The organism is Aphanothece stagnina RSMan2012, from assembly GCF_046764815.1.
Classification (GTDB): Bacteria; Cyanobacteriota; Cyanobacteriia; order PCC-6307; family Cyanobiaceae; genus NIES-981.
Map to the genome: position 1 here is coordinate 1 of NZ_JBKOUC010000013.1, position 22,143 is coordinate 22,143.

22 protein-coding genes are annotated in these 22,143 nt (G+C 70.1%); 9 read left to right on the forward strand and 13 right to left on the reverse strand.

Translation table 11 applies throughout. The features are described from left to right. Window positions 1-368 (reverse strand): hypothetical protein (locus tag ACLNEE_RS09850; protein ID WP_412007039.1); only part of this gene is annotated, 368 nt, incomplete at its 3' end. Between the two features lie 103 nt (window positions 369-471). On the opposite strand from ACLNEE_RS09850, the gene ACLNEE_RS09855 reads away from it, so the two are divergent. The 4 genes from ACLNEE_RS09855 to ACLNEE_RS09870 all read left to right on the forward strand — a co-directional run bounded on the left by ACLNEE_RS09855 (window position 472) and on the right by ACLNEE_RS09870 (window position 3,743). After that, complete coding sequence (locus tag ACLNEE_RS09855) at window positions 472-1,998, forward strand: hypothetical protein (protein WP_411422663.1); 1,527 nt, start codon at window positions 472-474, stop codon at window positions 1,996-1,998. Window positions 1,999-2,054: 56 nt separating this feature from the next. Beyond that, window positions 2,055-2,642 carry an inorganic diphosphatase gene (locus tag ACLNEE_RS09860; protein WP_411422664.1) on the forward strand — a complete coding sequence of 196 codons (588 nt, stop codon included), beginning with the start codon at window positions 2,055-2,057 and terminating at the stop codon, window positions 2,640-2,642. A gap of 99 nt (window positions 2,643-2,741) precedes the next feature. After that, on the forward strand, window positions 2,742-3,326 hold the full coding sequence (locus ACLNEE_RS09865) for a L,D-transpeptidase (protein WP_411422665.1): 585 nt from the start codon (window positions 2,742-2,744) through the stop codon (window positions 3,324-3,326). Window positions 3,327-3,584: 258 nt separating this feature from the next. Beyond that, a complete protein-coding gene (locus tag ACLNEE_RS09870; RefSeq protein ID WP_412007040.1) occupies window positions 3,585-3,743 on the forward strand; it encodes a hypothetical protein in 159 nt (52 codons plus the stop codon). Window positions 3,744-3,782: 39 nt separating this feature from the next. On the opposite strand, the gene ACLNEE_RS09875 is transcribed toward ACLNEE_RS09870, so the two are convergent. The 4 genes from ACLNEE_RS09875 to rpoD all read right to left on the reverse strand — a co-directional run bounded on the left by ACLNEE_RS09875 (window position 3,783) and on the right by rpoD (window position 8,646). Continuing rightward, window positions 3,783-5,777: a chloride channel protein gene (locus tag ACLNEE_RS09875; protein WP_411422667.1), complete on the reverse strand. Its 1,995-nt coding sequence runs from the start codon at window positions 5,775-5,777 to the stop codon at window positions 3,783-3,785. Then, window positions 5,752-6,717 carry a hydroxymethylbilane synthase gene (gene hemC, locus ACLNEE_RS09880; RefSeq protein ID WP_411422693.1) on the reverse strand — a complete coding sequence of 322 codons (966 nt, stop codon included), beginning with the start codon at window positions 6,715-6,717 and terminating at the stop codon, window positions 5,752-5,754. Before hemC ends, ACLNEE_RS09875 begins: the two co-directional genes overlap by 26 nt. A gap of 137 nt (window positions 6,718-6,854) precedes the next feature. Beyond that, window positions 6,855-7,250 carry a DUF1824 family protein gene (locus tag ACLNEE_RS09885; RefSeq protein WP_411422668.1) on the reverse strand — a complete coding sequence of 132 codons (396 nt, stop codon included), beginning with the start codon at window positions 7,248-7,250 and terminating at the stop codon, window positions 6,855-6,857. A 79-nt stretch (window positions 7,251-7,329) separates the two neighbouring features. Beyond that, window positions 7,330-8,646, reverse strand: a complete 1,317-nt coding sequence (rpoD, locus tag ACLNEE_RS09890) for an RNA polymerase sigma factor RpoD (protein WP_411422669.1) — start codon at window positions 8,644-8,646, stop codon at window positions 7,330-7,332. A gap of 554 nt (window positions 8,647-9,200) precedes the next feature. Between rpoD and priA the strand changes: the two genes are divergently transcribed. Next, window positions 9,201-11,453 carry a replication restart helicase PriA gene (gene priA / locus ACLNEE_RS09895; protein WP_411422670.1) on the forward strand — a complete coding sequence of 751 codons (2,253 nt, stop codon included), beginning with the start codon at window positions 9,201-9,203 and terminating at the stop codon, window positions 11,451-11,453. Here priA and ACLNEE_RS09900 read toward each other — a convergent pair. The 3 genes from ACLNEE_RS09900 to ACLNEE_RS09910 are packed head-to-tail and all read right to left on the reverse strand — an operon-like array spanning window position 11,450 to window position 14,058. Continuing rightward, window positions 11,450-12,559, reverse strand: a complete 1,110-nt coding sequence (locus tag ACLNEE_RS09900) for a DUF3153 domain-containing protein (RefSeq protein ID WP_411422671.1) — start codon at window positions 12,557-12,559, stop codon at window positions 11,450-11,452. The two genes, priA and ACLNEE_RS09900, sit on opposite strands and share 4 nt — an antisense overlap. Window positions 12,560-12,577: 18 nt before the next feature. Then, window positions 12,578-13,477 (reverse strand): acetylglutamate kinase, encoded by a 900-nt coding sequence (gene argB / locus ACLNEE_RS09905; protein WP_411422694.1) that lies wholly within the window; start codon window positions 13,475-13,477, stop codon window positions 12,578-12,580. Window positions 13,478-13,509: 32 nt separating this feature from the next. Further along, window positions 13,510-14,058, reverse strand: a complete 549-nt coding sequence (locus ACLNEE_RS09910) for a DUF2854 domain-containing protein (protein ID WP_411422672.1) — start codon at window positions 14,056-14,058, stop codon at window positions 13,510-13,512. Here ACLNEE_RS09910 and ACLNEE_RS09915 point away from each other — a divergent pair. Next, window positions 14,057-14,407 carry a hypothetical protein gene (locus ACLNEE_RS09915; RefSeq protein WP_411422673.1) on the forward strand — a complete coding sequence of 117 codons (351 nt, stop codon included), beginning with the start codon at window positions 14,057-14,059 and terminating at the stop codon, window positions 14,405-14,407. The genes ACLNEE_RS09910 and ACLNEE_RS09915 overlap by 2 nt on opposite strands. 55 nt (window positions 14,408-14,462) lie before the next feature. Here the strand turns inward: ACLNEE_RS09915 and ACLNEE_RS09920 are convergent, their stop codons facing one another. Beyond that, window positions 14,463-14,975, reverse strand: a complete 513-nt coding sequence (locus ACLNEE_RS09920; RefSeq protein WP_411422674.1) for a single-stranded DNA-binding protein — start codon at window positions 14,973-14,975, stop codon at window positions 14,463-14,465. A 31-nt stretch (window positions 14,976-15,006) separates the two neighbouring features. On the opposite strand from ACLNEE_RS09920, the gene ACLNEE_RS09925 reads away from it, so the two are divergent. Together ACLNEE_RS09925 and cutA are read left to right on the forward strand one after the other, a co-directional pair. After that, entirely contained in the window at window positions 15,007-15,849 is an 843-nt protein-coding gene (locus tag ACLNEE_RS09925; protein WP_412007041.1) for a precorrin-6A/cobalt-precorrin-6A reductase, read from the forward strand. After that, window positions 15,842-16,204 carry a divalent-cation tolerance protein CutA gene (gene cutA / locus ACLNEE_RS09930; RefSeq protein WP_411422676.1) on the forward strand — a complete coding sequence of 121 codons (363 nt, stop codon included), beginning with the start codon at window positions 15,842-15,844 and terminating at the stop codon, window positions 16,202-16,204. The genes ACLNEE_RS09925 and cutA overlap by 8 nt, the downstream gene beginning before the upstream one ends. A 71-nt stretch (window positions 16,205-16,275) precedes the next feature. Here the strand turns inward: cutA and ACLNEE_RS09935 are convergent, their stop codons facing one another. The 4 genes from ACLNEE_RS09935 to ACLNEE_RS09950 all read right to left on the reverse strand — a co-directional run bounded on the left by ACLNEE_RS09935 (window position 16,276) and on the right by ACLNEE_RS09950 (window position 21,076). Then, complete coding sequence (locus ACLNEE_RS09935) at window positions 16,276-17,271, reverse strand: adenosine kinase (protein WP_411422677.1); 996 nt, start codon at window positions 17,269-17,271, stop codon at window positions 16,276-16,278. A gap of 63 nt (window positions 17,272-17,334) precedes the next feature. Continuing rightward, window positions 17,335-18,648: an adenylosuccinate synthase gene (locus ACLNEE_RS09940; RefSeq protein WP_411422678.1), complete on the reverse strand. Its 1,314-nt coding sequence runs from the start codon at window positions 18,646-18,648 to the stop codon at window positions 17,335-17,337. Window positions 18,649-18,734: 86 nt separating this feature from the next. Continuing rightward, window positions 18,735-19,190 (reverse strand): photosystem II protein Psb27, encoded by a 456-nt coding sequence (gene psb27, locus ACLNEE_RS09945; protein WP_411422679.1) that lies wholly within the window; start codon window positions 19,188-19,190, stop codon window positions 18,735-18,737. Window positions 19,191-19,228: 38 nt separating this feature from the next. Beyond that, window positions 19,229-21,076, reverse strand: coding sequence for a proline--tRNA ligase (locus ACLNEE_RS09950; RefSeq protein WP_411422680.1), 1,848 nt, complete (start codon window positions 21,074-21,076; stop codon window positions 19,229-19,231). A 231-nt stretch (window positions 21,077-21,307) separates the two neighbouring features. Between ACLNEE_RS09950 and ACLNEE_RS09955 the strand changes: the two genes are divergently transcribed. Continuing rightward, complete coding sequence (locus ACLNEE_RS09955; RefSeq protein ID WP_412007042.1) at window positions 21,308-21,769, forward strand: hypothetical protein; 462 nt, start codon at window positions 21,308-21,310, stop codon at window positions 21,767-21,769. The last annotated feature ends 374 nt before the right edge of the window (window positions 21,770-22,143 follow it).

Below are 22,143 nucleotides of genomic sequence, written 5' to 3' on the forward strand. Positions count from 1 at the left end.
TCCATTCCCACGAGGCCCCGCCTCATGTTCTGCCAGGTCACATCGTAACCATCCTTCGTGAAGAAGGTGGATCCGATCACATTTGGATCGAGATAACGCTTCAGTGCATAGATGTCCATGACGGCCTCCTCCCTGGAAGGCACACGCTCGAAGGAAAGGCCGGTCAGCTTGTCAATCCCGTTCAGGAACCTTCGAATCAGCCGCGATTCTCTCCACGACATCGCCGTGGTGGCCCTGCGGCGCCCCCCGACCATTCGCACACCGGATTGCCGTTCCAGGTAGTAGGTGACAACCTTCGCGGCGCCCGTGAAGCGGGTCAGGCGATCGGCCAGCCTCGGGTTGACGATGCCGTCGATCGGAATGCCCACAGCTCCGCGGCAGACGCGCGCTCAACCCTAGGGAGGCGGCTCCAACGCCGCCAGGCTGTTCCATGGCCAGGCGCCATGCTGGGAAGCCGCACGATCCCGCCCCATGGCCGTACCGGGCACGGCGCTCCGGCGCCTCCGCGACCACCTGCATCAGACCCGGCTGCTGGGATCGATCAGCAGTGCGCTCTACTACGACCAGAACACTGTGATGCCGGCGGCCGGGGCCGAGTGGCGGGGCCAGCAGCTGGCACTGCTGGCGGGTGAACTGCATGAGCGCCAGAGCAGCGCGCCCTACACCGAACTGCTGGTGGCGGCTGAGGCGGAGCTCGACAGCGAGGCGCCACCGGAGCTGCGACGCAACCTGGAGCTGCTGCGGCTGGAGCTGGGGCGCCAGCGCTGTCTGGACCCAGCCCTGGTGAGTGCCCTGGCCAAGGCCCAGTCCCGGGGCAATGCCGTCTGGCAGGACGCCCGCGCCCGCAACGATTTCGGGACCTTTGCTCCTGCGCTCGCCGAGCTGATCAGCCTGCGCCTGGAGCAGGCCAGCCAGCTGGCTGCTGCCGAGCCGGTGGCCCGCAGCCCCTGGGAAATCCTGGCCCAGCCCTTTGAGCCGAATGTGAGCAAGGCCCGGCTCGAGGAGCTGTTTGCCCCCCTCAGGGCTGGGCTGCCGGCGTTGCTCCAGCGGGTGGCTCCCAGCAGCACTCCGGAGGGCTCCGGCGGCGATCTGGCCGAGGCCCTGCAGGAGCGGCTCTGCGCCGAGCTGCTGGACAGCTGGGGCTACGACCCCCAGCGCTGCCAGCGCTCGCGGTCGGCCCACCCCTTCTCCTGCACCGTCGGCCCCCAGGACTTCCGCATCACCACCCGGGTGGTGCCAGGCCAGCCGCTGTCGGCCTTTCTGGCCACCGCCCACGAGTGGGGCCATTCGCTCTACGAGCAGGGCCTGCCCCGCACCGACGACCACTACTTCCCGTGGCCCCTGGGGGAAGCCACCTCGATGGGAGTGCATGAATCCCAGTCGCTCTTCTGGGAGTGCAGGGTGGCCCGCAGCCGGGCCTTCGCCGAGCGCTGGCACCACCGCTTCTGCCAGGGGCTGGGCAGCGATCCCTGGAACGGGGCCTTCGGCTTCTGGCGCGCCCTCAACCCGCTGAAACCGGGCCTGATCCGCGTGGAGGCCGATGAGCTCAGCTACGGCCTGCACATCGTGCTGCGCTTCGAACTGGAGCTGGCCCTGCTGGAGCAGGCCATGCCGGTGGAGGAACTCCCCCACCACTGGAACCGGCGGATGGGCGAACTCCTCGGTGTCCGGCCCGCCAGCGACGCCGAAGGATGCCTGCAGGACATCCACTGGGCCGAGGGACTGTTCGGTTATTTCCCCTCTTACGCCCTCGGCCATCTGATCAGTGCCCAGCTCGCCGAGGCCCTCGAGCGCGATCTCGGCGGAGCCGGGGCGATCGAAGACTGCGTGGCCCAAGGGGAGGAAGAACGGCTGCAACAGTGGCTGGCCCGCCATGTCTGGCCCCTCGGCCGCCAGGTGGATGGGGAGGAACTGGTGGCGCAGGTCTGCGGCAGCGCCCTCTCCGCTGCACCCTTCCTGGCCTATCTGGAGCGGAAGCTGGGGCAGCTGCAGGGCTAGCGCAATCGGCTCCGGAGCCGATCCCTAGGATGCCGGCCGCCCACCGAACCTGCTTGATGGCGAACATCGACCACGCCCCCAGCCGCACGATGCTGAACCTGCTGCATGTGCTGCCGGCCTTTGCCGATGAAGCGGAGCTGCGGCTGAACGCGATCGTGGAGCTCAACTCCATGACGATCAACAAGTACGAGCTGATCACCGAAACCGGCCACCTGAAGCTCGATCGCGTGGGCTACTCCTCGCTGGCCTATCCCTTTGCCTACGGCTGCATCCCCCGCACCTGGGACGAGGACGGCGACCCCCTGGATATCGAGATCGTGGGCGTCACCGAACCCCTGGTTCCAGGCTCCCTGGTGGAGGCTCGGATCATCGGCGTCATGAAATTCGACGATGGCGGTGAGGTCGACGACAAGGTGATCGCCGTGCTGGCGGACGACAAACGGATGGACCACATCACCAGTTACACCCAGCTGGGGGATCACTGGCTCAAGGAGACCCAGTACTACTGGGAGCACTACAAGGACCTCAAGAAGCCCGGCACCTGCAAGGTGAATGGCTTCTTCGAGAGCGCCGAAGCCGTGACCATCGTCAAGGCGTGCGAGGCCCGCTACCAGGCTGAGATCGACGCCAAACTGGTGAACTGAGGCGCCGCGCGCCACCCGGGCGGCCGCTCCTGTTTCCTGCCGGGAACGCCGCCCCAGCCCTCGTCCCAGCCACCATCCCCGATCCGATCCATTGCCGTGATGCAGCCCCACCGCCCCACCCAGTTCCAGCGGTTCGGCGCCGGAGCCCTCGGACTCCTCAGCGCCGCTCTCCTGGTGCCCCTGGGACAGACCGCAGGCTGGACGGCCGAGGCCACGGCGCCCAGCGCAGCCCCCGGCAGCAGCACCAGCTCGAGCACCACCACCGTGGTGCCGGCCACGGTGAACCGCGAAATCGTGCTGGAGCTGGGCAGGCGCCAGATCAGCCTGCGGGAGAACGGCAAGGTCGTGGGCAGCTGGCCGGTGGCCATCGGCGATCCCAGCACCCCCACCCCCGTGGGGCGCTTCGCGGTGGAGAACAAGGTGATCAATCCGCGCTACCAGAGCACCCGCAGCGGCAAGGTCAACGCCACCGTCGGGCCCCAGGGGCCTCTGGGGGACCGCTGGATCGGCTTCAAGCAGAGCGGTGCCAACCAGTACGGCATCCATGGCACCCCCACCGCCTGGGCCTGGACCGTCACCTCCCGCGCGGCCGTCTCCAATGGGTGCGTGCGCATGCTGACCCCCCACGTGCGCGAGCTGTTCGATCGGGTCGAGGTGGGGACCCCGGTGATCGTCCAACGCTGAGGCCCTGAACGGGGCTCCATGGGCGCCATCGGGACCCCGCTCGTCCCCCGCTCCATGCACACCATCACTGAACCGAAAGAGATTCTTGAGATCGCCCCCCGGCATGGACGAATCTGAGGGGCTTGAGCGTAAGTTTCCGGTTCAGATTTGTGGCCGATGATTCCTGTGCATCCCCCGCATTCACACCAGGGTGGAGCCGGAGAGCTGTCCTCCTGCTCTGGCGGTGGTGCCGGAGCGCGCGGCAGCTGGGGTCAGGTGATGGAGCAGGAGCACAGCACGGCCCTCAAATGGTCCAGCGACGGGGAACTCTCCGTGCTCGACCTGCATCGGATCATCGCCCGTCTGGCCGATGCCGACCCCATCGCCAGCGGACTGGATGTGAGCCACTTCGGCGCCGTGCAGCGCGAGCAGGCCTGAATCTCCCTGTGGGCCTGAAGCAGCCCTGACCGGCGACCCTCAGGGCTGCGCCGGCAGCATCATCCGGCGGGCAAGGGCTCTGGCCATGCCGTCCCGGCTGGCCAGTCCCCGCAGCGAGGCCACCGCCAGGCCGGGATTCGGCAGGCCATGGGGCAGAACCCCGGCCCGGATCGCCTCCACCGCGAACACCGGCACCTGGCGGCAGCCCGTGGGGGCGAGCTGATCCTCCAGCTGCGCCAGATGGGCCGATTCAGGCAGCCAGACCAGATCGCCCCGGAGGCAGTCCCGCAGCAGAGGCGTGGCGCCGGACCGAGCGCCGGGGGAGTCCGAGCGGGCGCTGATCACCCGCTGAAGATCCGCCAGGGTCACCAGGCCGATCACCCACTGCCCCTCGGCCACCACCAGGCAGTGACCATGGGCCGCCACCAGCTCGGCCAGGGCTGTCACGGCCGGAGACTCCGCCGGCAGCACCAGGGGAGCTTCGGGTTCGAAGGCCTCGCTGACGCCGACGGCGGCGAGTTCACGCCGGCGGCGCTCCTCCTCGGCGTCGGGGCCGAGCAGACCGGGATCGCTGATCCCCTGCCAGCGTTCCACCAGGAGAGCACTCAAGCCGGCAGCCGCCATCAGCGGCAGCACGATCCGGATGTCATGGGTGAGCTCGAACAGCAGCAACAGGGCCGTGAGCGGCGCCCGCGCGCTGCCCGCCAGCACGGCCGCCATGCCGACCATGGCATAGGCGGGTGGCTCGGCAATCGGCAGGTGCAGCCAGCCATCGCCCAGCACCTGGCCGTAGCAGTTGCCCAGCACCGCTCCCAGCACCAGGGAGGGGGCAAAGCCACCGCCCACGAACCCGGTGGCATTGCTGATGGCCGTGGCCAGCAGCTTCATCCCCAGCAGCACCAGCAGGGCCAGCAGGGGGATGCCCCCGTCGCGCCCGAGCAGGGCCTCGATCGTGTCGTAGCCGACGCCGAGCACCTGGGGAAACCCCAGGGCCATCACGCCCACCGCCGCCCCCCCCAGGGCCGTGGGAAGTCCGACCGGCAGGCGGGCCAGCGCGCCTTGCAGCCGATCGCTGCGGCCCAGGGCAAGCACCGTCAGGAGCAGCCAGGACACCAGGCTCGCCAGGAGCCCAAGCCCCAGGTACAACGGCAGCTCCAGGGGTGAACGCACCTCGTAGGCCGGCAGCCGCAGGATCGGTGCATCCCCGAGCACCAGCTGGGTCACCAGGGCCGAGGCGACCGCCGCCACCAGCACCGCCCGCAGACTCGGCCGGCCCTGAATGGCGCTGAAACTCCCCTCGAAGGCAAAGAACACCCCGGCGATGGGGGCCTTGAAGCCGGCAGCCAGCCCCGCCGCCACCCCCGCCGCCACGAGGGCTTTCTGGCTCTGGGGAGGCAGCCCGGCCCGCAGGGCGACCCAGAGGCCCAGGTTGCCGCCGCTTTCCACACTCGGGCCCTCGGGGCCCAGGGAAGCGCCGCTGCCGAGGCTCAGGGAAGCACCCAGCAGCCGCAGGGCTGGAAGCCGGGGCATGGGGGGGACAGCCCCATCCGCCATGGCCAGCAGACTGGGGAGGCCGGGCCCGAGATCGCCGCCCAGACGGCGCAGCAGACCCACGGCCAGCCCCCCGAGGGTGGGGACGACCACCACCGGCCAGAGGTTGATCCAGTCGGGCAGCCCGGAGACGGGCAGGGGGGGCGGCTCGAGGCTGGCGGGCGGCGGCGGCAGAAATCCCAGCCCCCCCAGGCCGATCTGCAGCAGGGCGCGCAGGGGTGTGCCGCTCTGGGGCGGCAACTGGACCAGCTCGGGCGGGGGCTCGCTCAGAGGTGCACGACCGACGCTGAGGAGCACTTCGACGAGGGGACCGAACAGTCCGTTGTTGATCAGACCGAGCAGCTCGTGGAAAGCCACCACCGCGAGCCCGGTGAGGCCGCCGACCAGGGCGGCCCAGGCGAGCAGGTTCCACTGAAAGGGCTGGCGGCCAGCCTCGGCGGAGCCAGGCGTTGGGGCCTCAGGCCTCGGGCCGGACGCTTGCAAAGATCTCCTCCAGGATCTCGCCAGCCCCCTGCTCCCTGAGGCGGTGCGCCAGGCCCCTGCCGATGGCCTCCGGGTCCTCCTGCGGCCCACGCGCTTCATCGCGGATCAGCCGGAGACCATCGAGGCTGGCCACCATGCCGGTGAGGATCAGCTCGCCGGTGTCGTCGTCGCCGCTGAAGCGGGTGTTGACCCCGATCGGCACCTGGCAGCCCCCCTCGAGCTCGTGCAGGAAGGCCCGCTCCGCCAGGCAGCGACGGGCTGTGGGGAGGTGCTCGAGCACCTTGATCTGGGCCAGCACGGCCTCATCCCCCTCGCGGCACTCGATGCCCAGGGCACCCTGGCCGACGGCATGCAGGGAGATCGAGGGATCGATCAGCTCATGGATCCGCCCGCCCAGGCCCAGGCGACCCAGCCCCGCGGCGGCCAGGATCAGGCAATCGAACTCGCCGGCATCCAGCTTTTCCAGCCGGGTGATCACATTGCCCCGCACGTCCTTGAAGGTGAGGTGGGGGAAGTGATGGCGCAGCTGGGCCAGCCGGCGCAGGGAGCTGGTGCCGACGACCGCACCCTCCGGCAGGGTCGCCAGGCTCCTGTCGCTGTGTTTGGCGTGCACGACGAGGGCATCGGCCGGGTCTTCCCGCTCGGTGATGCAGCCGAGCATCAGCCCTTCGGGCAGGTTGGTCGGCAGGTCCTTGAGGCTGTGGACGGCGATGTCCGCCCGGTCCACCAGCATCTGGGCTTCCAGTTCCTTGGTGAAGAGCCCCTTGTCGCCGATCTTGGCCAGGGCCACATCCAGGATCTTGTCCCCCTGGGTGGCCATCGCCTCGATGCTGATCTCCAGGCCGGCGTGGGCCCTGGCCAGCTCATCGCGCACCCAGTGGGTCTGCACCATGGCGAGCTGGCTGCGGCGGGAGGCAATGCGCAGGGTGGAGCCGGCCATCGAGAACCTTCGGTTGGCAGTCGAACTGCCGATCAACAGCCGCCCAGCCTAGGGACTGACGTTCCCGCAGCAGCCGCTTGCGATGGTCCGTGATCGGGTTGGAGGTTCGGCAGTCCCTCGCAGGGCCATCAGGCCCTTCAGCCGAAGCAGTCGAGTGGCAGGGGGCCCCACGTATCCTCCACCGCCGGCTCGGCCGGGTTGTGGCCCGTGATCAGCAATCCCTCCCCGAGTCCCTGCTCACGGCGCAGCAGAAACCGTCCGGTGTGCTGGTTGGCCTTCAGGAACACCGGACCCTCGACCATCTCGAGGCTCTCACCGGCCGGGTCCGGCTCCAGGGGTTGCCAGCCGAGCTCGGACTCCAGGGAACGCAGCACCTGCACCGCCTGCCTGGCCGTGGGGGCCATCACCCCGACCGTGAACCAGTCACAGGCCTGCATGCGGAGCAGAAGCTCGCTGCGCAGCTGCTCACGCTGGGAGGCGTCGAGGTGGGGAGCCGTGCGGAGGCCCCGGAGGTCGGCAAGGGCTTCAGCCATCAGAGGTGGAACACAACGGTCCCCTCCTACAGGATGGTCGAGCGACCCGGGGTCCGCCGAGGGGGGAGGGGGCCGAGAGTTACTTGATGTATTCCTTCAGCACGCCGTTCCGGTTGGGATGGCGCAGCTTGCGCAGGGCCTTGGCTTCGATCTGGCGGATGCGTTCCCGCGTGACATCGAAAATCTGGCCGATTTCCTCCAGGGTCTTCATGCGGCCGTCATCGAGGCCGTAGCGCAGCCGCAGCACATCCCGTTCCCGGGGGCTGAGGGTGGCCAGCACACCTTCCAGATCTTCGCGCAGCAGGTTCTTGGCGACGTCCTGCTCGGGGTTTTCGATGTCGGCTTCGATGAAGTCACCGAGACGGGAATCCTCTTCCTTGCCGATCGGCGTCTCCAGGGAGATCGGCAGCTGGGCACTCTTGGCGATGAAGCGCAGCTTCTCGATGGTCATCTCCATCGACTCGGCGATCTCCTCCTCCGTGGGCTTGCGGCCGAACTCCTGGGAGAGGGTCTTGGTGGTTTTCTTGATGCGCGAAATGGTCTCGTAGAGGTGGACCGGCAGCCGGATCGTGCGGCTCTGGTCGGCAATGGCGCGGGTGATCGCCTGACGGATCCACCAGGTGGCATAGGTGGAGAACTTGTAGCCCTTCTCGTGGTCGAACTTCTCGGCGGCGCGGATCAGGCCGAGACTGCCTTCCTGGATCAGGTCCTGGAAGCTCAGGCCCCGGTTCATGTACTTCTTGGCGATCGACACCACCAGCCGCAGGTTCGACTGCACCATCTTTTCCTTGGCCCGGCGGCCGAGCATCAGCCGGCGGCGGAACTTGATCAGGGGCATCTCCACCAGGGCCGCCCATTCCTTGGTGTCCGGATAGTGGCCGTGGTCGGCCTCGAACTGGGCCGCCAGCTCCTCCAGCTGGAGCAGGTCGGCGATCTTGCGGGCCAGTTCGATTTCCTCGTCGGGCCTCAGCAGACGAATGCGGCCGATTTCCTGCAGATAGACCCGGATCGAGTCCTCGGTGTAGACCCCCTTGGGGCCGACCTTGATGCTCGCCAGCGCCTTGGCCGCCTTGTCGTCCTTGTCGGCCGTTTCTGCCGGAGAGGCCGAGGCCGAGGCGAGCAGCTGGTCCGCCGCCGCATCCAGATCAGCCGTGGAGCCGGGCTTGGCGCCTGCTGCCTTGGCGGTCCGGGAGGCGGCCTTGGGCTTGGCGGAGGACTTGGCGGCGGCCTTGGCCTTGCCCCCGGCCGCAGCCTTGGGCTTCGGGGCGACCTTGCTGGCCGTGGTGTCTGGTTCCTGGCCTGAACCCTTGGCGGTCACCTGGACCGCCCCCCCCGCTGCCGTCGCCACCATCAGGATCTCGGGAGCGGACTTGGGGCTGGCAACTGCAGGGCTCATGGACGAACGGGCGGCTGGGACGAAAGGGTGAACGGGGAGACGGGGATCCTGGTGGACGGGAAGAGGCACGCTCTGGCCGGGCCTGAGAAACAGGCGGCGGGCTGCCTGGGGGACGGCTGGGAGCTGGACGGCCAGGAACCGGAACGAACAGCGATGGGGATGCACCGCGGTGCGAACAGACCAGCCAGGCCTCAGGACCAGTCTTCCACCGTGGGGTGGACGACTGAAACCAAGACGAAGCCTGCGCAGCAGGGGACAACTCCCTCGGGAGCTACCCAGCGGCGACCGTCAGGTCAGGGGTGGACGTCAGACAGGAGAGCGGGGGCGGTCAGCGGCTGGGCCAACGGTGGAAAAAGCTGTCGGCAGCGCATGGAGGTGGCCGGAGCCGGAGCAGTGCTGTCAGGGGTGGTCGCAGACCGGAGGGCTTGGATGGGGGTAATCCCAGGGCTCTCTCTTCAGGTCTTCCCACTGGACGGAACTCTGCCTGGTTCCGACGGCAGCCATTGGACTGCCCAACAGCACCATCCTATGAATGCCCGGAGACCTTTGCAAGTTTGCTGAGCCCGTGGCTGCAGATCTGGCTCGAGGCCGGCCGCGAGGGACAGGTGTTCACCTATGCCAATCCCCTGGATCTGCCTGTGGGCATCGGGGATCTGGTGCAGGTCCGGCTGCAGGGCCGCCTGCACAGCGGCCTGGTCGTCGACGGCCTCCGGCAGCCCCCCGAGGAACTCCGGGGCCGCCGGCTGCTGCCGGTGGAGGCGATCCTGCAGAGCGCCGCCGTCGACGGGACGTGGCAGAGCCTGATCACGGCTGTGGCAGGACACTGCCACACCAGTGTCTTCAAGACCCTGAAAAGTGCCCTGCCGCCGGGCTGGCTGGGGCAGCGGCGGGCCAGCCGGACCGGGGCGCCCCGACCGATCTGGGTGGTGGAACCCGTCCGGCCGGTCGGAGGGGATGAGCGCCTGACGGAGCGCCTGACAGAGCGCCAGCGGGCCCTGCTCAGCCATCTGGAGAGCGCAGCCGCCCCCGTCCCCCTGCGGGAACTCTGCGGCAGAGCCGGATTCAGCCGCAGCGTGGTGCAGGCGCTGGAAGGCCGGGGACTGCTGCGGCGCAGGGCCGCCCGACCCGGAGGAGAAGGCGGCTGCAGCGGCGAGCCGCTCGAAGCGCCCCAGCCCCTCACCCCTGCGCAGGCCCAGGCCATCCAGGCCCTGGAGACAGCTGGGCCGGGCCAGTCGTTCCTGCTGTGGGGCGTGACCGGTGCAGGCAAGACGGAGGTGTACCTTCAGGCGGCCGCCCGGCACCTGGCGGCAGGCCGCAGCAGCCTGCTGCTCACGCCGGAGATCGGTCTGATCCCCCAGCTGCTCGACCGCTGCAGGCGCCGCTTCGGCGCCGCCGTCGTCGAGTACCACAGCGGCCTCAGCGAAGGCGAGCGGGTCGCCGCCTGGCGGCGCTGCCTGGAGGGGGAGCCGCTGGTGGCCGTGGGAACCCGTTCGGCCGTCTTCCTTCCCCTGGGTCAGCCGGGTCTGATCGTGCTCGACGAGGAGCACGACACCTCGTACAAGCAGGAGAGTCCGATGCCCTGCTATCACGCCCGCGAGGTGGCGCGGCTGCGGGCGGAGCAGACCGGGGCCGTGCTGCTGCTGGGCAGCGCCACGCCGGCCCTGGAAACCTGGCTCGCCTGCCACACCACCGGCCCCAGGCAGACCACCCTGCTCCGGCTGCGCGAGCGCATCGGCGGCCGCCCGCTCCCGCCGGTACGGCTGGTGGACATGCGGCAGGAGCTGGCCGCGGGGCACCGCCGCCTGCTCAGCCGACCGCTGATGACCCGGCTCCAGGGCCTTCAGGAGCGGGGTGAGCAGGCGGTCGTTCTGGTGCCGCGCCGCGGTTATCGCACCTTCCTGAGCTGCCGCAGCTGCGGCGAGGCGGTGCTGTGCCCCCACTGCGACGTGGCTCTCACCGTCCATCGTTCCGGCAGCCAGGAATGGCTCCGCTGTCACTGGTGCGACCACCGCGCCGAGATGCAGACCCGCTGCGGGCACTGCGGTTCGACGGCATTCAAGCCGTTCGGAGCCGGGACCCAGCGGGTGATGGAACAACTCGGGGAAGAACTCGAGGGCCTGCGGGTGCTGCGCTTCGACCGGGACACCACCCGTGGGCGCGATGGCCATCGGCGGCTGCTGGAGCGCTTCGCCGCCGGGGATGCCGATGTGCTGGTGGGCACCCAGATGCTGGCCAAGGGCATGGACCTGCCCCGGGTGACCCTGGCGGCGGTGCTGGCCGCCGACGGCCTGCTGCACCGCCCGGATCTGCGCGCCTCGGAGCAGTGCCTGCAACTGCTGCTCCAGCTCGCCGGACGGGCGGGACGGGGTGAGCGGCCTGGGGAGGTGCTGGTGCAGACCTACAGCCCGGACCATCCGGTGATCCGGCATCTGGTCGATGGGCGCTACGACCGGTTCCTGGCCAGTGAACTGGAGCTGCGCCGCCATGGCGGGCTGGTGCCGTTCAGCCGGGCCTGTCTGCTGCGCTTCAGCGGCCCCCAGGCCAGCCGGACCGCGACGGCGGCGGCGGCCGTCGCGGAGTTGCTGAGGCCCGCGGTGGAGGCCGCCGGGTGGTGGCTGATCGGTCCGGCCCCCGCCCCGGTGGCGCGGGTGGCTGGCCGCAGCCGCTGGCAGCTCCTCCTGCATGGTCCGGCCGAGCCGGACCCATCCCAATCGCCGTGCCTGCCCCTGCCGCCGGAGACGATCCTGCGGCAGACCCTGCCGAGCGGTGTCGGCCTGGCCATCGACCCGGACCCGATCAACCTCTAGGCCGGCAGGCCGGGCAGGCCGAAACCCAGCTGCTGGCGCAGGCGCCCCAGCAGCAGCACCACCGACAGGCCGAGCAGGATGGCCCCCGCGCCGAGGCCGAGGGGGCTCCAGCGCCAGCAGCGGACCTCCAGGGCATTGACGGCGCCACAGCGAAGCGGCCAGCGGACTCCCCGGACGGCGGAGAGCACCACCGCCGCTTCGGGGCTGGCGCGGCGCACCGCGGCCGGACGCAGGGGCTCGAGATCCAGACTCAGGCCAGCGCCCGGCAGGGGATCGGCCTGGCTGAGATCGACCTCCACCACCAGCCGCTGCTGGACCCCCACCAGCCAGTTGCGCTCGTGCCATTCGAGCCTGGGGCGGGGCATCGCCATGCCCGCCAGGCGGGCCGCCTCGGCGACGTTGGCCGCCAGCAGCTCGAGGGCCTCGGCCGCGGGCATCACCGGAGCCAGCAACCGCTCCCCTGTGGGGCCCGGATCGGCGGCGGCGGGCTTCAGGCCGGCCTGCCGCAGGGCCGATCCGAACTGGCGCTCCCACGGCGTCGGCACCCCAGCCGCGTCATGCCCCAGCCGCTGCCCCACCTGGAGGCGTCCGGGACCATGGAAGTGGAGCTCGCTGCGGAGGGTGCCGCATCCTCCGAGCAGCATCGCCAGCAGCAGCAGCGCGAGCACCAGCGCGGCGAAACCGAGCGGCGGCCGGGTGGGGCCCACCGGTGGTGGGGGGGGCGGCGCCGGACGCTGGGCCCGGCGGCGGCGGCGTGCCAGCTGCTGCATCCCCCCGGCCAGGGGCTCGGCCTCGCCCAGCGCCGGCAGGGTGATGGACCACCGGCGCGGACGCTCGAGGGCGGGAGCCTCCAGCACCGTGAGCAGATCCCTGGCCTGGGCCCGCAGACCGGGGTCACTGCAGCGCTTCACCTGACGGCAGCAGGCCATCGCCTGCGCGGTGTTGCCCTGTCCCATCCAGGCGGTGGCCATCAGCAGCTGCAACTGGGCTCCCTGGGCGGTGGCCGGGGGATGGGCCGGAGCCAGATCCGCCAGGGTGCGCAGCACCTGGCCATAGTCGCCCCGTTCGAGGCTGAGGCGCGCCGGGAGGAAGGGATCGTCAGCCATGGGGGAGGACGCTTGGCCTCAGCTCTCGAGCAGCTGGGGACTGCCCACCACCATGGTGCCGATGCCCGCGTCCGTGAACACCTCCAGCAGCAGGGCATGGGGCACCCGGCCATCGACGATGTGGGCCGCGGCCACCCCCTGGGCGAGGGCCCGGATGCAGCACTGGGTCTTGGGGGTCATGCCCCCCTCCACCACCCCCGTGGCGATCAGCTCACGGGCACCCGCGAGGGTCAGCTGACGGATCAGCGAGCCGGGATCGCTGCGGTTGCGCAGGATGCCGGCCGTGTCGGTGAGCAGGATGAGCTTCTCGGCCTGGAGGGCCGCGGCCAGCTCGCCGGCGACCGTGTCGGCATTGATGTTGTGGGCCTGGCCCTCGCGATCGGCGGCCACGCTGGAGATCACCGGGATGTAGCCGGCATCGAGGAGGGGGCCGAGCACCGAGGGGTCCACGGCCGCCACCTCGCCCACGAGCCCGTTGCATCCCTCGCCATAGGTGCGGGCCGTCACGAGCGATCCGTCACTGCCGCAGAGGCCCACGGCCCGGCCCCCCACCTTGTGGAGGCCGTTGACGATGTGCTTGTTGACCCGACCGACCAGAACCATCTCCACCACATCCATGGTTTCGGGGGTGGTCACCCGCAGCCCTCCCCGGAACTCCGGCGCGATGTTGAGCCGGGCCAGCCACTCGTTGATCTCCGGGCCGCCGCCGTGGACGATCACCGGCTGCACCCCGACGGAACTGAGCAGCACCAGGTCGCGGTACACGGCATCGCGCAGCTCCTCCTGGACCATGGCCGCGCCGCCGTACTTGACCACGACGCGGCGACCGCTGAAGCGCTGGATGTAGGGAAGGGCTTCGCTGAGCACCGACACCCGCAGGGCATCGGTCTGGTTGATGGTGGGATCGGGGCTCACGATGGGGCTGATGGGGAGTGGTTCGGCAGGAGCTCTCAACTGGAGGCGGGCTGGGGCAGCAGCCGCAGGGTGAAGCGCCCCCCCTGGAGCTGTTCCAGTTCACAGCAGAGGCCGGCACCGAAGAAGCGGCCCAGACGCTCCTGTTGCGCCTGCCAGCGCTCGAAGGGCACGGCGCCGGCGTCGAAGCGCAGGCTCAGGCCGTACTGCCCGGCATGGTCGAGCTCCTCGACGGCCAGCAGCTGGGGGGGCTCGTCCTCGTCCCAGAGCTTGAGCACCTCCAGGGAGCTCTCGAGATGGGCTTTCTGGCCGTAGCGCCAGCGCATCACATCGGCCAGGAGCTTGCGCAGCGGCTCACTCTCCGGTCGTTCGCGCAGGGCCTTGAACGGACCCGCAGGGTTGAGACGCTCGGGGGGAGGGAGCTCCGAGGACTTCAGGGCCAGCCCCCCCAGCAGAATCGGGATGCCGTAGAAGATGGTGGGAAGGCTGAGGTTGGGGTTGCCCGTCGCGTAACCGATCCAGCCGATCACGGACAGCGCGGCGCCGGCCACCGTGACGAGACTCCCTGGGGAGAAAAGTGCTTGCATGACGCCATCCTCCACGATCAGCCCGGCCGCCGCGATGTCCAGTCCCCCCCGTCCCGGCGAGTCCACGCCGCCCGCGAACGCCGCGCCTTCCGCCCCCCCGGGAACAGCCGAGTCCCGGGGAACAGCCCAGCCCCCGGAACAACCGGAGGACCCAGGGAAGGCTGAACCCCCGCAGGCCCCAATCCCCACAGCGGAGCTGATCGAGAAGCTCCAGGCCGACCGGCTCTGGCTCCTGCGCCAGATCGACGCCGGGGCCTGGCCCGAGTGGCGCCTGGATCTGGCGGCCCTGGAGCGGGAGCTGGGGGAACTGCTCGACCGGGTGACCCCGCTGCAGGACGGCGGCGGCTGACCCCTCCGGTGAAACTCCGCCAGGCTGACTGGCCCGCAGGCGGTTCAGGCCGGCCTCAGAAGGGAATCTCGTCGTCGGTTTCGGGGAGATCGGGCACCAGGGGCGAGGCATTCCAGGTGGGGGGCTCCGCCTCCGCCGCCGCCGCCGCCCGCGGCACCGGCCGAGGGGCCGGGCGCCCGGAGGCCGGCGCCGGGCTGGCGACGGGGGGCACGGAGCGGGTCGCCGGGGGGGGCGCCATGGAGGGCGCCATGGAGGGAGCTGATCCAGCGACGAGGGGGTGGAGCCTGGAGAGGGTGAACTCGGCGCGCTTCTCCTTCACCCCATCGGGCCGGGTGACGGTGTTCATGCGCAGCCGGCCCTCGATCATCAGGCGCTGCCCCACCTGGACCCGGTTCTGCAGATCCTGGGCCAGATTGCCCCAGCCCACCACCTTCAGCTGGCCCGGCGGGTCATCCGGCCGCAGGCCATCGAGCTGGACCGCCATCTCCGCCACAGGAGTCTGGTTGTCCTGGGTGTAGCGCACCTGGGGGGCCTCCAGCACATCGACTTCCAGCAGACAGTGATTCACGCTCCGGCAACCCTTGGGTGAGCCCATCCTGATGCACCAGGGCAGCGCACACCAGCCCCGCCGGCGGCTGTGGCTGTTCGCCGGTACCGGCGAGGGCCCGCGCCTGGCCGAGGCCCTGCTGGCGCTCGGCTGGCGGGTGCGGGTGAGCGTCGTGACCCCGGCGGCGGGCCGGGCCTATGACCATCTGGCAGGGGTCGAGCTGTGCACCGGAGCCCTCGACGGGGCCCCAGGCCTGCAGCGGGAGCTGCTGCAGGCCGAGCGGCACGGTGCCCCGTTCACGCTGGTGGTGGATGGGACCCATCCGTTTGCCCTCTCCATCCGGCAGGCCCTGGTAACCGGCTGCGGCGCCCAGGGGCTGCCGCTGCTGCGGCTGGAGCGTCCGCATCTGGCCGACGACGGCGCGGCGAGCCCGGTGCCCCTGCTGCCCGACCTCGACGCCCTGCGCCGGGTCCCGCTGCGGGGTGAGCGGATCCTGCTGGCGATCGGCGCCCGCCGGCTGGCCGATGCGGTGGCCTGCAGCCCGGGGGCCCTCCACCATGCCCGCCTGCTGCCCAGCGCCGCAGCGCTCCAGCAGGCCATGGCGGCGGGGCTGGCGGCGGAGCGGGTGGCCTGCCTGCGGCCGACGGCCGGGGGGGCCGTCGAGGAGGCCCTGCTGAAGCGCTGGGGCATCACGCTGATCCTGGCGCGGCAGTCGGGCGGGCCTCCCGAAGCCCTGTGGCGTCACCTGGCCCTCCGGCAAGGGTGCCGCCTGCTGCTGCTGCGCCGGCCGCCGGACCCGACAGGCGTCCAGGGACTGGATCAGCAGGCTCTGCTGGCCCGGCTGGCGGCCTGGCCCGGTCCCGGGGGAACGGGAGCCGCGGGGCAGGATGGCTGAGGGCGCCCGGAACCGCATGACCCTGCTGCTGGCGATCACCACCGAGGCAGGCCAGGAGCAGGCCGAAACCCTGGCCAGGGCGGTGCTGGAGGCCCGGCTGGCGGCCTGTGTCGCCCTCACGCCGCTGCAGTCGCTCTACCACTGGCAGGGGGAACTGGTCACTGGGCACGAAGTGCAGCTGCTGATCAAGAGCCGGCCGGAGCAGCTGCAGGAACTCGAAGCCCTCGTGCACCGACTGCACAGCTACGACACCCCCGAGTGGATCCACTGGGAGGCCAGCTGCAGCCGCGGTTACGGGGCGTGGCTGACGGCCTGCGGCCCAGGGAACGCGGAGTGCAGCAGCGACCTTCGGTGATTCGGTAATTCGGTGATTCGGTGTTGCCCTCTTGCGGTGTTCGGGCGATCCGGGATGCCGGTGAGCCGGACTCAGGAGGGCAGGTGCGTGGCCACCAGCTCGCCGAGGTCGACCTGGGGCCGCGGACCCAGCTGGGTGACCACCTGGCCGGCACAGAGGGAGCCGAGGCGTCCACAGCGGGCCGGATCCCATCCCTGGGCGAAGCCGTGCAGGAAGCCCGCCGCATAGAGATCACCGGCGCCGGTGGTGTCGACCAGGGGCCCGAGCCGGTACGGCGCGATCGCGTGGCTGTGCTCGCCGCTGAGGACCAGGGAGCCCTGCTCGCTGCGGGTCAGGGCCGCCACGGCACAGCGGCCGCGCACCTCCTCGACCGCCGCCTCGAAGCTGTTGGCCCTGTAGAGCGCCGTGATCTCCATCTCGTTGGCGAAGAGGATGTCCACATGGCCGTCGACCAGCTCCTGGAAGCTGTCCCGGTGCCGTTCGACGCAGAAGGCATCGGAGAGACTCAGGGCCACCTGGCCGCCATGGGAGCGAGCCACCTCCGCCGCGGCGATGAAGGCGCGCTTGGCCGCCTCGCTGTCCCACAGGTAGCCCTCGAGGTAGAGCACCTTGGCCTGGGCCACCATGGCCAGATCCAGGTCGGCAGGGTCCAGGGCGACCGAGGCACCCAGATAGGTGCACATGGTGCGCTGGGCATCGGGCGTCACCAGGATCAGGCAACGGGCCGTCGAGGGCCCGCTGGTGGCGGCAGGGGTCTCGTACCGCGCCCCGACCGAACGGATGTCATGGCTGAAGATCCGGCCGAGCTGATCGTCCCGCACCCGGCCGATGAAGCCGGCCCGGCCACCCAGCTGGGCGATGCCCGCCAGGGTGTTGGCCGCGGAGCCGCCGGAGGTCTCCAGCCCGGGACCGACACTGCCGTAGAGACGGTCGGCCTGGGCCTCGTCGACGAGCGCCATGGTGCCCTTGGTCAGACCGTGGTCACCGAGGAAGCGGTCGTCCGCCTGCACGAGGACATCGACGATGGCGTTGCCGATGCCGACGACATCAAGGGTTTTGGGGGTCATGAAGGATCGGGGAGGGTCGACGCGGCGGATCGGGAGGGCAGCACCGCTCAGACACTGAGCAGGTCAGACACTGAGCAGGGCCCGCTTCGGTCCGTGGATGGGGTCCTCCACCACGATCGTCTGGTCCCGGTCTGCCCCCAGCGAGACGATGGCGATCGGCACCTCCATCAGTTCGGCCAGGAAGCGCAGGTAACTCATCGCCGTGGCCGGCAGATCCTCCAGCGTGCGGCATTCGGCCGTGGATGTCTGCCAGCCGGGCAGGGTCTCGAACACCGGCTTGCAGCGGGCGAACACTTCGGCACTGCTGGGGAAGTGCTCGATGCGCTCGCCGTCAAGCTCATAGGCCACGCACACCTGGATGGCGTCGAGCTCGTCGAGCACGTCGAGCTTGGTGATGGCCAGGCAGTCGAGGCCGTTCACCTCGACGGCGTAGCGGCCGATCACCCCGTCGAACCAGCCGCAGCGCCGGCGCCGACCGGTGGTGGTGCCGTATTCGCCTCCCCGGTCGCAGAGGTGGTCGTTGAGGCTGCCCTGCAGCTCGGTCGGGAAGGGCCCCTCACCGACCCGGGTGGTGTAGGCCTTGGCGACGCCGATCACCCGGTCGATCAGGGTGGGGCCGACGCCGGCACCGATGCAGGCGCCGCCACTGACGGGATTGGAGGAGGTGACGTAGGGGTAGGTGCCGTGGTCGAGGTCCAGCAGGGTTCCCTGGGCTCCCTCGAACAGGATGTTCTGGCGGGCGCGTGCGGCCTGGTGGATGGTGCGGGTGCAGTCCACCACATGGGGAGCCAGACGCTGGCCGTAGCCGAGGTACTCCTGGACCACGGCCTCGAAGTCGAGGGGGGCGATGCCGTAGAGCTTCTCGAGGATCTCGTTCTTTTCAGCCAGTGGGCCCGCCAGCCGGTCCCGCAGGCGGGCCTCCTCGAGGATGTCGATGATGCGGATGCCGTTGCGCTCCGACTTGTCGGCGTAGGTGGGCCCGATCCCCCGTCCCGTCGTGCCGATGCGACGGTCACCACGCCGCTGTTCCATCGCCTGGTCCAGCAAGCGGTGGTAGGGCATGGTCACGTGGGCCGTGGAGGCCAGCCGCAGGCCCGAGACGTCAATGCCGAAGGTGGCCAGCATGTCGAGCTCCTCCAGCATCACGCGGGGATCGACCACGGTGCCCGACCCGATCAGGCAGACCGTGTCGGGGTAGAGGATCCCGGAGGGGATGAGGTGCAGCTTGAGCACCTTGTCGTCCACGACGATGGTGTGCCCGGCGTTGACACCGCCCTGATAACGCACCACCACATCGGCGGAGCGGCTGAGGAGATCGGTGATCTTGCCCTTCCCCTCGTCACCCCACTGCGCACCGATGACGACAACGTTGGCCAAGGACACAGCGGCCCGGAGCCGCTTCACAGCACAACCACAGAGACTCTCAGATGGAGGTCCCCTTCGTCAAAATCACGCCCCGCGGATCAGGCCCCGCGGACCACGCCGCGCTCGGCCTTCTGCAGTTCCTTGGTGACCCGATCCCGCAGGGCATCCGGCACCGGACGGTTGGGGTAGTTCGCGTAGTGGCCGGCCAGGGAGTTCAGGGCCGTCTGCATGGTGGTGAAGGAGGCCAGCCCATTCACGGACTGGCGGGGCCTGTAGCGGGCCATGTAGGCGTTGATCAGCTGGCGCGCCTCGGTTTCGGCCTCGGAGCGTCCGGCGTCGTCCGCGCCCATCCCGACCGTGGCGATCAGGGCATCCGCCACGGCGACCGTGTCGTCGACATAGTTGCCGGAAAGACTGCCATCGACGCTGCCGCAGGCGGTCAGCAGCAGGCAGCCCGTCAGGCAGAGCGCCAGGACGGAACGCCGACCGGCCCGGAGGGCCCGGCCGCAAGCCTGCAGCCATCGGCGGACCTGGGTCGAGAGGGCGCCAACCATGGCCGCTGTGCAAGTGCGCCGATCCTAAGGACCTCCCCTCAGGGCAAGGGTGATCCCGGCAGCGGCTGCAGGCCCCCGCGTTCCCGCAGCACCGTGGGTACCAGGGTCTGCAGCAGCGCGTCCTGGGACAGCTCCCTGCGGTCGCCTCCGGCCCGCTGGACCAGTTCCAGTCGGCCCTCCGCGGCCCCCCGGCCGACCACGACCCTCCAGGGGATGCCGATCAGGTCGGCATCCTTGAACTTCACCCCGGCCCGCTCGCTGCGGTCGTCCAGCAGCACGGCCAGGCCGGCCTCCTGGAGATCCCCGTAGAGCCGCTCGGCCAGCAGCCGCTGGGTCTCCTCCGCCACGTTCGCCGCCACGATGATCACCTCGTAGGGGGCGATCGCCGTGGGCCAGCAGATGCCCTGGGCGTCGTGGTGCTGCTCGACCGCCGCCTGGGCAAGCCGCGAGACACCGATGCCGTAGCAGCCCATCCAGAGGGGCTGCTCCACGCCGTCTTCCGTCGTGAAGGTGGCGTCCATGGCCGTGGAGTACTTGCGGCCCAGCTGGAAGATGTGGCCCACCTCGATGCCGCGGGTCGCGGCCAGCCGCTGGCCGGCATCGTGGAGACAGCGATCGCCCGGCTGGGCCGCCCGCAGATCCAGGCTGCCCGGACAGGGTCCCAGCGCGCCCCAGCTGGCGCCGCTGCGGTGGGTGTCGACCTGGTTGGCCCCGCAGATGAACGCGTCCAGATCGGCCGCGGTGGCATCGGCCAGCCGCAGGAAGTTCGGGATCCAGCGCCGGGCCCCGTCCAGCACCCCATCGGCAAGGTCCGGGCCGAGGTAGCCGAAGGGGATGGGGCGCAGGCCCTCAGCCCCGACGGCCTCGGCCGTGAGCGGTGCAATCTCCAGCAGCGTGCCGTGCTCGGCGGAGCAGCGCTCCGTCACCGCGTTGGCGAGTTTGACCTCGTTGAGCTGCTGATCGCCCCGCAGGCTCACCAGCAGGGGCTGCTGGGCCCCGTCCTCGAAGCGGGCCAGCAGCAGCAGCACCTTGAGGATCTGACTGGGATGGAAGCCATGGGCCTGGCAGAGCTCCTCGACGGTCGTCTGGGAGGGCGTCGCGAGCGGTTCACCCCGACCATCCAGCCTGGGGCCACCCGGCAGGGGTTGGGCCTCGACCGGCAGGGAGACCGCCCGCTCCTGGTTGGCGGCGTAGCGGCCATCCGCACTGCTGAGGATGAGATCCTCACCCGCATCGGCCGTCACCATGAACTCCTGACTGGCCGATCCACCGATGGCGCCACTGTCGGCCTCCACGGCCACGGCGTTCACCCCGCAGCGGGCAAAGATGCGCCGGTAGGCCAGATCCATGGCGGCGTAGGTCGCGCCAAGGGAGGCCTCATCGGCATGGAAGGAATAACCATCCTTCATGATGAACTCCCTGCCGCGCATCAGGCCGAACCTGGGTCGGATCTCATCGCGGAACTTGGTCTGGATCTGGTACAGATTCACCGGAAGCTGCCGGTAGGAGACCAACAGGTCGGCGGCCAGGGCGGTGATCACCTCCTCATGGGTCGGCCCCAGCCCAAGCTCCCTGCCCTGACGATCCACGAGGTGAAACATGATCCCCTCGCCCTGGGTGTAGCCGGCCCACCGCCCACTGCGCTGCCAGAGCTCGGCGGGTTGCAGCTGGGGGAGCAGGGTTTCGAGGGCCCCGGTGGCGTCGAGCTCCTCGCGCACGATGGCGGAAATCTTCTGCAGGACACGCCAGAGCAGCGGCAGGTAGGCATAGATGCCACTGCCCAAGCGGCGGATGTAACCGGCGCGGAGCAACAGCCGATGGGAAGGAATCTCGGCTTCGGCGGGATCATCCCGCAGCGTCACCAGCATCAGGCGGGAGACGCGCATGGAAAGCAACTTCAGGGTTGGCGGAAACTATCACCCCTCCTTCAGGGGCCCGATCCGGCAGGGCCGAAACAAGGCCTTCGCCAGCGCCACAGCCGGCGCTGCAGACGTAACGAGGACCACATCCGGCGCCCGAGACCTCTGCTAGTGTCCGCGAACAAATCCAGTCAGTCCAAAGCGCGTCTCATGCTTCCCAACCAAGGCGATGTCAACACCTTGGGGACAGCTGAAGGATTGACCATCGATCCCGGTTCCCTGGCGGGCGCCCCGGAGACCCGCGGCGGCGGCGACGGCGCCGCCGACGCCCTGATCGGCATCGACGAGGTTCAGAAGGCCCTGAACCGTTCCCGGGCTTCGGTGTACCGCTACACCAACACCGACCCCCGCAATCTCAACCCGCCCTTCAACCCGCGCAAACTCAATCCCGAGTACCGCAGCGACCAGAAGGATCCCCTGCTTTTCCACCCCCACGAGGTGGCCCGTTTCGCCCGGGACGTTCTGCGCATCAAGGAAGTCACGGTGGAGGTGCTCAACTCCCCCTCCACCGCCACCCACCAGCTGCTGAGCGCGATCCTCGAGGAATTGCAGGCCATTCGGCATCGGCTCGATCGCCTCGATGAGGCCCCGGCCGGGGGACTCTCCACACCCCCGGCGCTGGCCAACCGGTTTGACCAACAGGCCCGCCCTGCCGCCTGATCGCTGGGCGCACGCCCTGCCGCCTGATCGCTGGCCGCGACCTGAACCCATCGCCCTTCGCGGTCACGCCCTTCCGATCCATCCGCCTGCGGATCGGCCGCCACTTCTGCGCCCATCGGTGGCATAATCGCGCCATCTCCTGTTGAACCGGTTACGGCCTGCGTCGACATCTCCTGGGCTCAAGGCCTGGAGCACGCGATGCCCCAAGGGCCGCACCCATGACCCACACGCAACTTTCGAGCCCATCGCCAGGTCCTTTCGCCCCCGCCCGCTCTGGGGAAGCCGAAGGCTTGGCGGCACTGCAGTCCTCGGGCAACGAGGCCGGCGACGATCCCCACAGTCCGGGCCCCGAACCCCTCGCCTTTCTGTTCGGA